The organism is Sphingobacterium sp. UBA6320 (assembly GCF_002440335.1).
Classification (GTDB): Bacteria; Bacteroidota; Bacteroidia; order Sphingobacteriales; family Sphingobacteriaceae; genus Sphingobacterium.
Map to the genome: position 1 here is coordinate 1 of NZ_DJTA01000024.1, position 13,216 is coordinate 13,216.

Here is a 13,216-nt window from a genome sequence, read left to right on the forward strand (position 1 = left end):
TCTTTCCTGTCACGCCTTTAATCGCACCATCTTGGAATTGAAATATAACCCTGCTATCAGTGTCGCAACGCTGCCTTATGCCTTTAATCGCACCATCTTGGAATTGAAATATTGGAATTGAGACAGATGGAAAACCTGTTTTCTCAACCTTTAATCGCACCATCTTGGAATTGAAATTCTACAATAGCTAGATCAGGTCGATGGGATCCAAAACCTTTAATCGCACCATCTTGGAATTGAAATTTATCTAGCTCTTGGATCAATCTTTTTTGCCACTCAACCTTTAATCGCACCATCTTGGAATTGAAATAATTAACGCCACTCAGTTATCAAAGCCTTGATCACCTTCGGCAGTCAAGCAAACAGCAACCTCCAGTCCATATTTAAACCCTACAACTTACTGGTTATTTAACTAAATAAACTTAAATTTGAATTAAAAGGCCTCAATCCGATCATAGAAAAAATATTGGAATGGTGCTGAGTTGAAATAGGCATTCTTACAAAAAATTGAAATGATTGTAAACAACAAAATAGGAATTACACTATCTGGTGGTGGTTTCAGAGGAATCGCGCATTTGGGCATCCTGCAATATCTAAAGGAATTAGATATACAACTTCACGCGATATCTGGAGCAAGTGCTGGAGCCTTGGTTGGTGCTTTTATAGCCGAAGGGTACGCTCCGCTAGAGATATTGGAACTGGTAAAAGTAGAAAAATTCTTCACCTATTCCGACTTTTCTATTAGAACGGATGGACTGTTTAGTGCAGATATATTTGAAAAAATTATTAAAAAGTATATTCCTCACGACAGTTTCGAAGGCTTAAAAATGCCGCTTTATGTTGCCGTGACGGATTTAACTAATGCGGAGTCGCTGATCTTTAATCAAGGTTCACTATCTTTTGCGGTTAAATCTTCTTGCTGTTTTCCTTTGGTATTTCAACCTGTAGCTTATAAAAACAACCGTTTTCTGTGTGATGGAGGAATAGTGAATAACTTTCCGGTGGAGCAGATCAAAGCGACCTGCAACAAAAGTATCGGCATCAATGTCAATCCGGTCAACCGCTCTGAAGGTCGACTCAACTACAAACAGATTGTGGAACGCATCATCCGGATCACGACTTCCAATATTAGGGCTGAAGCTCCTGGTGATTGCGATATATTCTTACAGCCGGAGGAGATCAATCAGTTTAAAACATTTGACACCAGTAAAGTGGATCAGATATACCAGTTTGGATATAACTATGCTAAAGCATTTGACAAGGAATTTATCACCTTGAAGAAGGAGGTTGGTTAATACCTCCGCTCGTTCATTCCGACGGGAAAGATTTCTTCACTTTTAACCTGCTGGTGCAGGATAGAAAACGGTTTATTTCAATTCCTTTATAAGAGCGTGGTCTATTAATTCTCTTTTCTCCTGATCTATTTCACATCTCGTGGCATAATCTTTCCAATTACGTACAATTTGCAGACAGTCATTGATTGCATTTTCCGGATATCGAATGGAATTTTGCTCGGCTATCGTCAGTAGATCTGCTCTCAAAAAATCCTTGCGCTTGCCGTTGACACTTAAATTATGCTGGCTCACCCAAACACTGTCAGGACGGTATGCGAAACAGATGTCGTATGCAGGTGCTAATGTCCACTTTCCTCTGCGATCCATTAAAAAGGCAAAGTTCTTGGTATGATCGTCACAATTTCGTGCGATGATATTAAAGACCATGCGCTTGTACATTTGCTCTGCTTCTGCATAGCTCAACCGCAACTGACGCATGGTTTGAAAGACTTGCTCATAGCTATAGGAGGAAATATTTGCAAAATCATAATGCTGCAAGGCACACAATGTCTGGCTGTGAATTTTTTGATTGCCGGCTATACGATCAAAACGTTTGGTCATGAAGTGCACCCGATTATTTTCTTCAATCAATCGCGATTCCATCATGTCAATACCAAAGTCTATGGCCATCTGATAATAAGCCATCTCGACTCTTCCGTATCCTTTTGACACACCAAATTGCACGTCGCTCACCTCGTCAAACTTGATTAACCAATGCTCAAAACCTTCGTCAACTAACGTTTGTCCAGATCTCACCTGTCCCGTCTGTTCATTATAAGCGATGATGGCTTTGGGACGTGCACCTCCTGCCGAAGTTCCCATTTTCAACACATCCAACATCACATCTTCCATGCTTTTATTGGTTTTTAGGTTGATGGTCTCCTTGTTCTCCAATAAAGCTTTTGTGGTTTCGATCAAATCACTTAATTCTACCTCATAAGAAGCTGACTCCTTGCTCAACACGGGTTCGAATTCTAAGGCTCCCATTCCACGTTTACCAATAAAGCAGAGCAACTCTACGGGATTCAGACTATTATCAGGACGCCCCTGTCGGGCAAGCCAGGCATTTATTAAATCTCTCCCGTAACGATCTGGTAAAGCATCTGCTAAAAGCCCGGGCAAACCTTTGAAAGTTTCACTATCCCTGAATTCCGGAAAATTATATATTCTATTTTTTGCCGGCATTTTAATGGGGGCAATAGGAAAGCGGTCTATTGGAAATTTGGGGTCGTACTCAAAACTAGCAAGACCTCGATCTGCATCCCAGGCGACTGCGCCTACGCGCCGCCCGTAGATATTGATAAATGCTGTCGTTACCATCCCAAATCGTTTATATCTGGATGCTCAGATTGTGATCTAGAGGCTCGTTTACGTTGCTGCTTTTCGCCCTTTGCCAGTTGTAAAGGGCTTAATTCTTCTCTTACTTCAAAATCATTTAACACATACAGCGCATTTAAGGTGCGTAATATTTTAATCAGATTGATGAGCGATATATTGTCTCCGCGCTCGACCAAACTTAAGGTAGAGCGGCTAATAGCGGCTTGTGCTGCCAACTCGCTTTGGGTTAGGTTTTGCTTGATCCGGGTCTGTTGAATAAACCAACCTACTTTTTGAAGAATGGCTTTATCCGACAGCAAGCTAATGTCCACTATATCATTCATAAGCATAATTTTTCAGTATTAATGCGTATTATTTCATTCATTAAAGTAATATAAAATAATCACAATCTAATGTACGAAATAAAATGCATAAAGAGCAAAATAACTACTGTATGCCTCAAATATCACTCATTAAGTAAAATGAAAAATTACCTTAGTTCTTATCCATGCTTCTGAGCGGCATCTTCTCGAAAGGAAATAAAATCTGCTAATGTATATTCTGGACAAGCGCCTTCCTGAGCAGTAACAAATGCGCCTAAGGAAACGGCTTGATGCATCATTGCGGTTGCGGAAGTTCCCTGCTCCAATCTTTTGGATAAAAAACCGGCCAAAAAGGAGTCACCACTACCAACAGTATCTTTTACTTGAATAGGAATGGTCGGTATGGAATAAAAATCATGATGATCGGCATATAGCGCTCCTTTACTCCCCTTGGATACGACCACCTCTCCAATACCAAAGGTATCTCGCAGAAAATTCACACTATCCTCTTCTGTGGTATACGACTTACCCATAAAATCAATCAGCATACGCAGTTCGGCTTTATTAAATTTGGCCAAGTGCGTTTTATACAACAGATCTTTTATAATATGTACATCATAATGTGGTGCACGCAGATTGATATCGAAAACAGGGTATGAACTCGCTTCTAACAATTGGAATAGGGTGTTTCTTGTTCGTTCGTTGCGGGTAGCCAATGATCCAAAAACCAGTGCATCGGATGTGGCTACCATAGCCTGGTTGACAGGATTCAACTCCATATAATCCCACGCTACGTCGCTAACAATATCATAGTGCGCATCATGATGTTCATCGATCGTAGCGACAACGGTGCTTGTTGGATAGGTATTGTTGATCTGTATTCCTGCTGTCGAGATTTTCCAGTCCTGTATTTTTTGCAATAGTTCACGGCCTAATTCATCATGTCCAACACTGCTGATCATATTGACTTCAACGCCCATTTTAGAGAGATGGTAAGCGACATTGAAAGGTGCTCCTCCAGCTCTTCGATCTCCTCCCGGGAATATATCCCATAGTACTTCGCCAAAACAGGCTACTTTAATATCAGGTGTTGCCATATGAGTTTTTAATAAAAATATATTGAACAGAAAAATGACAGGAGCGGTCTTTAATACGCAATCCTACTCTTTCTATGTGCTAATTTACTCATAATTGAAGAAATGATTGGCGATCAATCTGATCCTGTTGTAAAATTATTAAAAATAGGCCTGTATCATCCTCTATTTTAAAGTATATTTTGAAAGTTGCACTTAACTTCTTAATTTAAAGACAATATTATAACCCTATTTTTAATAAAATAATAAGTCTTGAATAAAAATAAAGATCAAATTATTGCGAATGCCTTTTCCGAGATCAAAGATTTTTATGATCAACATGGCCGGATTCCGATAAGGCGTGAACGTGAAGCTATCAATACGATCGCGCGTCGGTACTTTGGAACCTGGAATAATTTTATAGCTGCTGCAGGCTATCAACCTAACGTAAAAAAAACAACAGCACAGATTACCGAGGAATTGTTTAAAATGGTACATGATTTTTATCAATTACATGGACGCATCCCGATGCGTCGAGAATTTACCAGGAAAAATGGTACTATATGTAAATATTTTGGATCGTGGAATAAATTTATAGCTGCTGCCGGCTATGAACCTAATTCGCGAAGGGTACCGTCCAAGATGAAACTTAAAAACTCCTTACTGCAATACTATCTGAAACATCAAAAGGTCCCAACTATTGGAGATTGCCGAGCCAAGAATGGTCTTTACAATCATTTGTCGTATTTTACACATTTTGGACTTAATTCATGGCCAGATGTACTCGAATATGTCGGTCTCCGTTCCTATTTTAGAATCACCACGATGACTGATGCCGAAGCGAAAGAAGAGGTCATCAACCTCATCAAAAAACATAAAATTAAATACGGCAAAACATATGAAAAATTGAAACCTGAAAATTTTCCTTCGCTATGGTACCTCAAAGAAAAGTTTGGGTGGAATAATCTGTGCTATATGGCAGGAACAAAGATACCGGTGACTAAATTTAGCGTTAAAGACCACTACTTGAATCTGAAGAAAAATACAAGTAAGCCAACCGCAAAAGAACTGGCTAAAAAGATGAAAATATCACCTAGTGGTATCGTCTGGAATCTCAACCAACCTTTGAATGATTTTATTCTATCGATAGGACATGAACCTGCACATAAAACACCGACAAGATGTAAGCTCACGAAAAAACAACTTGCCGAACTTTATAAAACAAAAAGCTTAGCACATGGATATCCAAATGGTATGCCCCGGGATAAATTACAGGAACTGACCGGATATTCAAGAGATATTTACGAAAAGAGGTTTTTTTCTATGAATGGTCTTCGGCTCGTGTGTCATTTTAAGTTAGCATTTAGGGGAGGTAAAAAATATTCGGAAGAAGAGCTGCGCGATATCTTAAATAAACCTCCCTATCGAAATCACAGATAACATCAATATAAAACCCTCAATGTAGTCATTGAGGGTTTTATTACGCTATATTTCCATATGGTTTACGCTTTTTCTTTACGATAAGCGAGATAGAAAACAACGGGTAAAATGGTGAACGAAAGCACCAAACAGATCAACAGTCCACCTACAATCATGATGGCCAGTGGTTTCTGGATTTCAGAACCCATCCCTGTTGATAGGGCTGCCGGCAGTAGACCCATCGATCCCATTAAGGCGATCATGACTACAGGCCTGATCCGGCTTCGGACTCCTTGTATAATGGAATCTTTCAATTTCATTTTATGCTTGAGGTTGTCGCGGATGACTCCAATGAGTACGATCCCATCAATCGTGGCGACGCCAAATAGGATAATGAAACCAATACCTGCCGATATCCCAAAGATGGTACCTGTGGCCCAAAGTGAAATAAATCCTCCGATAAAGGCAAAAGGCAACGTGAGCGAGGCAATAGCGGTATCTTTTACATTGCCAAAATTGGCATATAGCAACAATAAAATCAGAACTAAAGAAATCGGAACTACTAAAGCAAGTTGCTTGGCAGCACGTTCTTTACTCTCAAACTCTCCTGCCCACTCCATGTGATTTTCTTTTGGCAGACTGACTTCTGCGGCTACTACTTCTTTGGCTTCTGCGATGGTACTGCCCAAATCACGACCGTCGATGCTAAATCCAACACCGATATAACGGCTATTGCCTTCACGATAGATAAATGCAGGTCCTGTCTGGTAATTGATACTTGCTATTTCCTGTAAAGGGATATTCTGCCCATTACTGGTGGGGATCAAAATATTGCCAATTTTGGTGGGCGTATCGCGATAGGCTTCTTGAAAACGAAGGATGACATCAAACTGTCGATCGCCCTCATAAAAGGTCGTCGCTGCCTGTCCGCCGATCGTCATTTCAATAACAGCCTGTACATCGCGTGTCTGAATCCCATATTTTGCCATCTTTGAATCGTGCAACTGAATCTTCAATTCCGGTAATCCAATATTCTTATACACATTGAGGTCGGTAATACCCTGAACCTTTGAAATGGATTTGGCCACTTGATTTGCATATTTCTCCAGATCGTAGAGATCGTCGCCAAAGATCTTGATCACTAATGAACTCTTCACACCAGCAACGTATTCTTCCACATTGTCTTGGATGGGCTGACTGAATCCAAATGTAATACCGGGATAGTGATCTAATTTGGCTCGCATTTCTTGAATAATATCTTCTTTGGATACGTTTCTCTTCCAGTCGCTCGCATCTTTCAACTGGACATTGAACTCGATATTAAAAAATCCGGTAGGATCTGTTCCATCATTTGGCCGACCAGTTTGTGTTAAAATAAAATCAATCTCTTCACAATCTTTCTGCATCAGTTTTTTCATTTCTGTCGTCAAACGGGTCGATTCTTTCAAATTGACGCTATTGGGCAAAGTCGCACGGATGTAAATGGCTCCCTCGTTGAGCTTGGGTAAAAATTCAGATCCATAGTGCATAAATTTGAAAAGACATAAGGCTAAAATGCCTAAAAATAGACCAATGGTCGCTTTCTTATATCGAAATGCGGTGGCATACATACCAAAAATTGTTTTCTGGAAAAATCGTGTGATCATATTTTCCTTCTCCTCCATATTTTTGGTAAACAACAATTTACACATCGCCGGAACATAGGTCAAACTTAAGATCAGGGATCCTAATAACGCGTAACCCAATGTAAATGCCAATGGGGTAAACATCTTTCCCTCTACTTTTTGAAAGGAGAAGATCGGCAATAGTGCAACGATCAAAATTAGCAGTGCAAAGAAGATGTAGGAGGCTACACTACCTGCACTTTTCTTGATCACCCCCAGCTTGCTCATTTTGGCAAAACGCTCTGCCCCTACCCGATGCGATAAGGTAGCCATGGCAACGAAAACAGTTTCGACAATAACAAGAGTTCCCTCCAGCAACAGTCCAAAATCTAAAGATCCCATGGAGATCAGGTTGGCCGGCAATCCTTGTATTTTGAGCATAATAATCGCAAACAGGAATGCGAGCGGTATGACCGAGGCGACGATAAAGGTGGACTTCCAGTTGTAAAGAAAAATAAAAACAATCAGTGATACCAACAGGATCCCTTCTACCAAGTTTTTAGATACTGTCTTGACGGTATTGTCCACCAATTTGGTTCTATCGATAACAGTTTCGATCTTCACATTGTCGGGCAATGTGCGTTCGTTCAGTTCGGTAATTTTTGCTTTCAGATTTTCAATTACAGCTGATGGATTTTCTCCACGCAGCATGACCACAATCCCTTCGACCATATCGTTGTGTTCATTGTAGCCGACCTGTCCTAAACGGGGTTTATGGGAGATGACCACTTCGGCCACATTCTTAATTAAAATGGGGGTAGAACCGTTTAATTTAATCGTAATATTGCCAATATCCTCGATCTTATCCAATAGACCTACTCCACGCACGACATACGCTTGACTTCCCTGTTCGATGACATCTCCACCCACATTGACATTGGACTTGGATACGGCTTCATAAACATCTAATGGAGAAAGGTCAAAATTTTTCAATTCTGTTGGATTGATTTTGATTTCATAGGTTTTCTCTTCTCCACCAAAACTCACCACATCGGCAACTCCAGAGACAGAAAGCAATTCGCGCTCAATCACCCAGTCCTGTATGGCTGTAATTTCCTTCAATGGAAGATCACTTTTGATCACATAGCGAAAGATTTCTCCTGTCGCTCCCGAGGGAGGTTCAATTTCAGCACTGGCACCTTCGGGCAGCTGGACGCCGCTCAGCTTATTGGAGATGTACTGCTGTGCATAAAAATCATCGACTCCATCTTCAAATTGTACGGTCACCACGGAGAGACCAAATAAGGATATGGACCGAATATTGGACTTGTGCGGTATACTATTCATCACTTTTGATATCGGTAAGGTGACCAGTTTTTCCATCTCCTCTGCACTTCTACCGGGCCACTGCGTGATGATACGGCCGCGCGTACTGGTTACATCAGGAAATGCTTCGATAGCGGTATGGCGTAGGGCATATATACCCCCAAATAGCAATGCTATCGTTGCAAAAAGAATAACGGTGGTATTTCGCAACGAAAAGGTCACGATATTTTGTACTAACTTCTGCATGCCTTAGGGATTTAGCTGTTCAAATAATAACAAGGCATTTTTACTGATGACCTGCTCACCTTGTTCGAATTTTTCCTGAACAAATGTATATTGCTCATTGGATGCGAGCGTCGTAATGCGTTTGGTCGAAATAGCACAGTCATTTTTATAAATAACGACATATTCTTTATTGTTGTGAAAGACAATGGCGGCATTGGGCACTGCATAGGCTTCAGCTCCTGCATTGGACTTGTCGATAATGATATCGGCTGCTAAACCGGGCATCAACTGTAAATTTTGATTTTCCAAAACCACACGCGCTTTTAATACGTGTTCATTGTCATCAAATACATGGTATATTTTATCAATTTTACCTGCATAAAAAATATCAGGCTGTGCGATCGTTTTTACCTTTACCGCATCGCCTTCCTTGATGTATTTCAAATTATTGGCGTAGATATTGACCATCACCCACACTTGCTTGAGATTGGATATCGAAAAAAGCGGATCTTGATCTGCCGAAATACTCTGACCGACACTGACTGCTTTTTGAATGATGTAGCCGTTTTTGGGTGCTACAATTTCAAAGGATCCCTGCCCTTTGGCGCGATACATTTTTAAGACTTGTTGTACGCGATCCAATTCTATTTTTAAGCTTGCTAATTCATGCTCTGTGGTCAGTACTTCGGTACCTGCAACCATCCCGTCCTGTAGCAATTCTTTTTTGGTCTGCAATTGTTTGGTCGCCATCGCGATTTGATTCTGGAAATTGCGCTGTTCTTGAAATAGCTCTTGTACATGGGTTGATTTGATGGTGGCCAATATTTGTCCTGCCTTGACATAATCACCCAGTTCAAATCCGACACGTTCTACTGTACCTTCCAATAAACTTCTAAAAGCCACCAGATCATTCTCATTGTAATCGATCTTTCCGGATAAAGACAGTTGTTCGGTGATCGGTAAACGATCAATTGGACTGATAACAGTCGTTTTTTTCATCTGCTCACTCAGGCAAAATTTGGTAGTATCAGCAACATGCCCGGTTGTAGTTGTGGTGCTATCAGCTGCACATCCTGATAGCAATTTTATCAAAACAACCATCGATACATATGTTAATTTGGTTTTCATTATGATCTTATTAAAATTTTTGTCCTGTTAAATATTGCAGCTGAGCAAACGCCAATTGATAAGATAGGGTCATATCGACAATACCCGTTTCGGTTTCTTGATAGGCTTCGATAAAGTCTATAAACTCCAATAAGGTGATTTGCTTCTTTTGTAGATGTTTTTGGTAGTTGGCAATCATGGCTTTTCGTTCTTCGGATGCGATCTGTTGTGATTTCAACAGGGTAGCTTCATAAAGTTGCACTTGATATTTCAGATCTTGGAGCTGCCCTTTAAGTTGATGGAGCAAGACCTGTTGTTCGGATTCGGCATGCTTGGTCCTACTTTCTGCCGCTTTGATATTTCCTTTATTGCGATTCCATATGGGTAGATCCATGCTCAGCCCTACTCCTACAAAATCACGCATGATATTTCCACCACGATCATAGCTCAACTGAAAGGTTAGATTTGGGGTCTTTTCAGCTTTTTCAATCCGTAATTGTTGCTGTGCTTTATCCCGTTCGTTGATCTGCTTTTGATAGCCAATATTTTGATCCCATAACTGATCTTCGATATCAAGCGGGATTTTTTGAGTTAAATCCAAGCGTATATCGGCTTGTTCAATTTGTAGATTTTCAATCGCTTCTTGTTGGGTCAAAATTTTAATTTTGGTCAACCAATTATTCTTGTCGGCATAGAGTTCTACCCGATCTTTCTCAAAATTCATCAAGGCCGATTGAATACGCAGATAGTCAGATTTAGGAATATTATTAAGATCCGACTGACGTTTATATTGCTGTTCTAAATTTTGATATAGATTGACTATGGTATCTAAAAGCGCTTCTTTTCGCGAAACTCCCGTATAGTTCCAATAGGCTTCATCGAGCTCAAACTGCAATTGGCGTAGCAGTTCTTCGTATTCGAGCAAGGCGTCCTTCTTTTCTAACGATTGGAGATGGACTCTTTTTTGACGTTTTCCAGCCGTTTCAATCAGTTGCTCCAGTTCTACCGCAACTTGTTGCTGTTGTCCATATTTTCCGAACAGATAAGGCAATGTCTCCGATGTACCATTCTTCCAGAGATTGACTTCACTGATACTTAAGGTGGGATTGGACCATAATTTTTCTTGCACAATCAGTGCATCGGAGGCTGCTATCTGATATTTTTGAGCGATCAATTGCCCATTATGCTGCAAGAGCATATCTTTCAATTCCTGTAACGTGTACGTTTGTGCTCGCGATTGACCAACTGTCAACAGCAAAACACCGATAAACCAATATATCTTCACTCTTTACTATTTTTAGCAAAGCTAGTGTTGGTAGATTAACAGGAATTTCGAAGTAGATTAGAATTTGATTAGAAATACAAGGAAACTGTTGTTCCCTGTTTATTGGAGCTGATGTCCATACGGATATGGTGCAATTTAAAAATTACATTGGCTAAGGATAGACCGATTCCTTTTCCATTGAAATCTTGGGCATTCTCTCCTCGGTAAAAGTTTTCGGTGACCCGAATAAGTTCTTCTGGCGCGATACCAATACCTTGATCTATAATTTCAACTAATAATCTACCTGTATGCGATTTGAGATGCACCACGATGGGTTGATTATTGGAATATTTCACCCCATTCAAAATGATATTTTGAATGGCAAGTTGCAAGAGCTTATCATTGGCATCGACTTTTAGGATGTCCGTGTCCACCACTTGGATATCAACATTGATTTGAGCGCCATGCACCAAAGTCAATTGTTCTATAATCTCCCATAGCACCTCATCAATACGGATGATCTTGGTTTCGAAATTGGTCTTTGCTCCCGAAAGGATCATCATATGATCGATCGTATCGCGAAGGTCTTCGGTGTACCGTTTGAGCTGCAAATTGACCTGCTCATGTTCCTCGACGGTACGAGGTTTCTGTTTACTGACTTCCAGCGTACCCAAGAGGGCTGCAAGTGGAGTCCGCAGTTCATGGGACACATAGTCAATGAAGTTTTTCTGAATGGAAAAGGTTTCGCTTAGTTTTTCAACAAAATGATTGTAAGTATCCACCAGCTCCTGGACTTCTTGATAGGATTTGTTTAAAACGATCGGTTCATTAAAATTTTGATCGTCTCTTTTTTTAATCTGGTTGATCATCTTCAGGATGGGATCATAAGCAATATTGCCTAAAAATTGGGAAAAGATGAGGATCAAGATGAGCCCGATAAAAGAAACAGCCAATAAGATATGGAGCAGCAATTGCATTTGATCTTGAAATTCAGCGGTTGAAGCTCGCGTGACGATCACAAAATCGCCTTCATTATCATGATAATAAAGTCCATTATAAAAAAATGCATCTGTTTTGAGTTGTGCAACGTCTTGTTTACGCACTAAATCAAAAAATTCAGCCGAAATGGGGATATCTTCTTCCATCTGTCCGTCATAACGTCGATTGAGCGAATCGACGACCAGGATATTACGTTTAGAAATATTCTTTTGAAGCTGATTTTTAATGGTTTCATGTTCAATAAAGGACACCTCATCTTTCTCCAGATAAAAAAGTGCCGACAGCAGGGTTTTACTTTCCAGATTTCGAAACTCCTGCCCTTCCATTCTGGTGTAGAAGGAAACATAGATGATCGTCGAAGCGATCAAAATAATCACTCCAAAAATAAAAGCAGCATATACAGAAAGACGATTCTTTAAATTCATTGCTCCAATTTAAATAGATACCCGACCCCCTTTACTGTAAATATATACTTTTGTTTCTTTTCGATCTTATTGCGAACATAGGAGATATACACATCAACCACGTTGGTCTGATTATCAAAATTAATTCCCCAAACAGCATTGAGGATCTGAATTCTACTGACTGCTTTATTTTGATTTTCAACGAGGTACATCAGCAGTTTAAATTCTCGGGGAGACAGTTCCAATTCCTGATCGCCGTCAAAGACTTTGTACTGATCCTTATCAATGGTTAGTGCACCGACTTGAATACATTGGCTTTTTTTAATTTCGAAACCAATCTGACTGCGGCGGGTCAATGCTTTGATCCTGGATAATAATTCATCAAAATGAAAGGGTTTGGTGAGGTAGTCATCCGCTCCTAGGTCTAAGGAATCGACCTTGTCTTGTACCGTATTCAATGCGCTCAGCATCAACACTGGCGCATGACAGTTCTTGTAACGCAGCGTACTCACCAATTGCCTGCCATCCATACCCGGAAGCATGATATCAACAATCAATAAGTCCCATGCGATATTCAGAAAATCTGCGATCACTTCTTCAGCAGATCGGCATAAGGTAACCATATAACCATTTTCTTCTAATCCTTTAATTAGAAAATCACTGATCCGTTTATCGTCTTCTACAACTAAAATCTGCATGGTATTGTACTTTAATTCACAAATTTAAAGAAAGCTAGGGGTAAAATGGGTAAAAATATAGCTATCTAATGAAATTCTAATCTAGCTTAGCTCTGCTGACGCGCATAAAGTGTGAGGGGATGT

General features: G+C 40.2%; 10 protein-coding genes and 1 CRISPR repeat array. Of the genes, 2 read left to right on the plus strand and 8 right to left on the minus strand.

Features of this window, described 5'->3' with window-relative positions; genetic code table 11:
- Nucleotides 1–14: 14 nt before the first annotated feature.
- Nucleotides 15–310: a CRISPR direct-repeat array (repeat unit 30 nt; unit sequence CCTTTAATCGCACCATCTTGGAATTGAAAT).
- A 202-nt stretch (nt 311–512) separates the two neighbouring features.
- Nucleotides 513–1,295 (plus strand): patatin-like phospholipase family protein, encoded by a 783-nt coding sequence (locus B3P23_RS15790; protein WP_293927900.1) that lies wholly within the window; start codon nt 513–515, stop codon nt 1,293–1,295.
- Nucleotides 1,296–1,367: 72 nt separating this feature from the next.
- On the opposite strand, the gene B3P23_RS15795 is transcribed toward B3P23_RS15790, so the two are convergent.
- The 3 genes from B3P23_RS15795 to B3P23_RS15805 all read right to left on the minus strand — a co-directional run bounded on the left by B3P23_RS15795 (nt 1,368) and on the right by B3P23_RS15805 (nt 4,071).
- On the minus strand, nt 1,368–2,654 hold the full coding sequence (locus tag B3P23_RS15795; RefSeq protein WP_045753736.1) for a type II toxin-antitoxin system HipA family toxin: 1,287 nt from the start codon (nt 2,652–2,654) through the stop codon (nt 1,368–1,370).
- On the minus strand, nt 2,648–2,995 hold the full coding sequence (locus B3P23_RS15800) for a helix-turn-helix domain-containing protein (protein WP_293927903.1): 348 nt from the start codon (nt 2,993–2,995) through the stop codon (nt 2,648–2,650). Before B3P23_RS15800 ends, B3P23_RS15795 begins: the two co-directional genes overlap by 7 nt.
- A 158-nt stretch (nt 2,996–3,153) precedes the next feature.
- Complete coding sequence (locus B3P23_RS15805; RefSeq protein ID WP_293927906.1) at nt 3,154–4,071, minus strand: carbohydrate kinase family protein; 918 nt, start codon at nt 4,069–4,071, stop codon at nt 3,154–3,156.
- Nucleotides 4,072–4,320: 249 nt separating this feature from the next.
- Between B3P23_RS15805 and B3P23_RS15810 the strand changes: the two genes are divergently transcribed.
- Entirely contained in the window at nt 4,321–5,487 is a 1,167-nt protein-coding gene (locus tag B3P23_RS15810) for a homing endonuclease associated repeat-containing protein (RefSeq protein ID WP_293927909.1), read from the plus strand.
- 62 nt (nt 5,488–5,549) lie between these two features.
- Here B3P23_RS15810 and B3P23_RS15815 read toward each other — a convergent pair whose 3' ends face one another.
- From B3P23_RS15815 to B3P23_RS15835, 5 genes are all read right to left on the minus strand, one after another.
- Nucleotides 5,550–8,642: an efflux RND transporter permease subunit gene (locus B3P23_RS15815; RefSeq protein ID WP_248754413.1), complete on the minus strand. Its 3,093-nt coding sequence runs from the start codon at nt 8,640–8,642 to the stop codon at nt 5,550–5,552.
- A gap of 3 nt (nt 8,643–8,645) precedes the next feature.
- Nucleotides 8,646–9,749 carry an efflux RND transporter periplasmic adaptor subunit gene (locus tag B3P23_RS15820; protein WP_045753740.1) on the minus strand — a complete coding sequence of 368 codons (1,104 nt, stop codon included), beginning with the start codon at nt 9,747–9,749 and terminating at the stop codon, nt 8,646–8,648.
- A 10-nt stretch (nt 9,750–9,759) separates the two neighbouring features.
- Nucleotides 9,760–11,013, minus strand: a complete 1,254-nt coding sequence (locus B3P23_RS15825) for a TolC family protein (RefSeq protein ID WP_293927915.1) — start codon at nt 11,011–11,013, stop codon at nt 9,760–9,762.
- Between the two features lie 68 nt (nt 11,014–11,081).
- The gene (locus B3P23_RS15830) at nt 11,082–12,416 is read right to left on the minus strand and encodes a sensor histidine kinase (RefSeq protein ID WP_293927918.1); all 1,335 of its coding nucleotides are present in this window, start codon (nt 12,414–12,416) and stop codon (nt 11,082–11,084) included.
- A complete protein-coding gene (locus B3P23_RS15835) occupies nt 12,413–13,093 on the minus strand; it encodes a response regulator transcription factor (protein ID WP_045753743.1) in 681 nt (226 codons plus the stop codon). Before B3P23_RS15835 ends, B3P23_RS15830 begins: the two co-directional genes overlap by 4 nt.
- Between the last annotated feature and the right edge of the window lie 123 nt (nt 13,094–13,216).

What these genes read in the sequence shown, in the direction of transcription:
- B3P23_RS15815 (WP_248754413.1), bottom strand. Translation starts at nt 8,642, where the DNA reads ATGCAGAAGTTAGTACAAAATATCGTGACCTTTTCGTTGCGAAATACC.
- B3P23_RS15800 (WP_293927903.1), bottom strand. Translation starts at nt 2,995, where the DNA reads ATGAATGATATAGTGGACATTAGCTTGCTGTCGGATAAAGCCATTCTT.
- B3P23_RS15835 (WP_045753743.1), bottom strand. Translation starts at nt 13,093, where the DNA reads ATGCAGATTTTAGTTGTAGAAGACGATAAACGGATCAGTGATTTTCTA.
- B3P23_RS15830 (WP_293927918.1), bottom strand. Translation starts at nt 12,416, where the DNA reads ATGAATTTAAAGAATCGTCTTTCTGTATATGCTGCTTTTATTTTTGGA.
- B3P23_RS15790 (WP_293927900.1), top strand. Translation starts at nt 513, where the DNA reads ATGATTGTAAACAACAAAATAGGAATTACACTATCTGGTGGTGGTTTC.
- B3P23_RS15795 (WP_045753736.1), bottom strand. Translation starts at nt 2,654, where the DNA reads ATGGTAACGACAGCATTTATCAATATCTACGGGCGGCGCGTAGGCGCA.
- B3P23_RS15805 (WP_293927906.1), bottom strand. Translation starts at nt 4,071, where the DNA reads ATGGCAACACCTGATATTAAAGTAGCCTGTTTTGGCGAAGTACTATGG.
- B3P23_RS15820 (WP_045753740.1), bottom strand. Translation starts at nt 9,749, where the DNA reads ATGAAAACCAAATTAACATATGTATCGATGGTTGTTTTGATAAAATTG.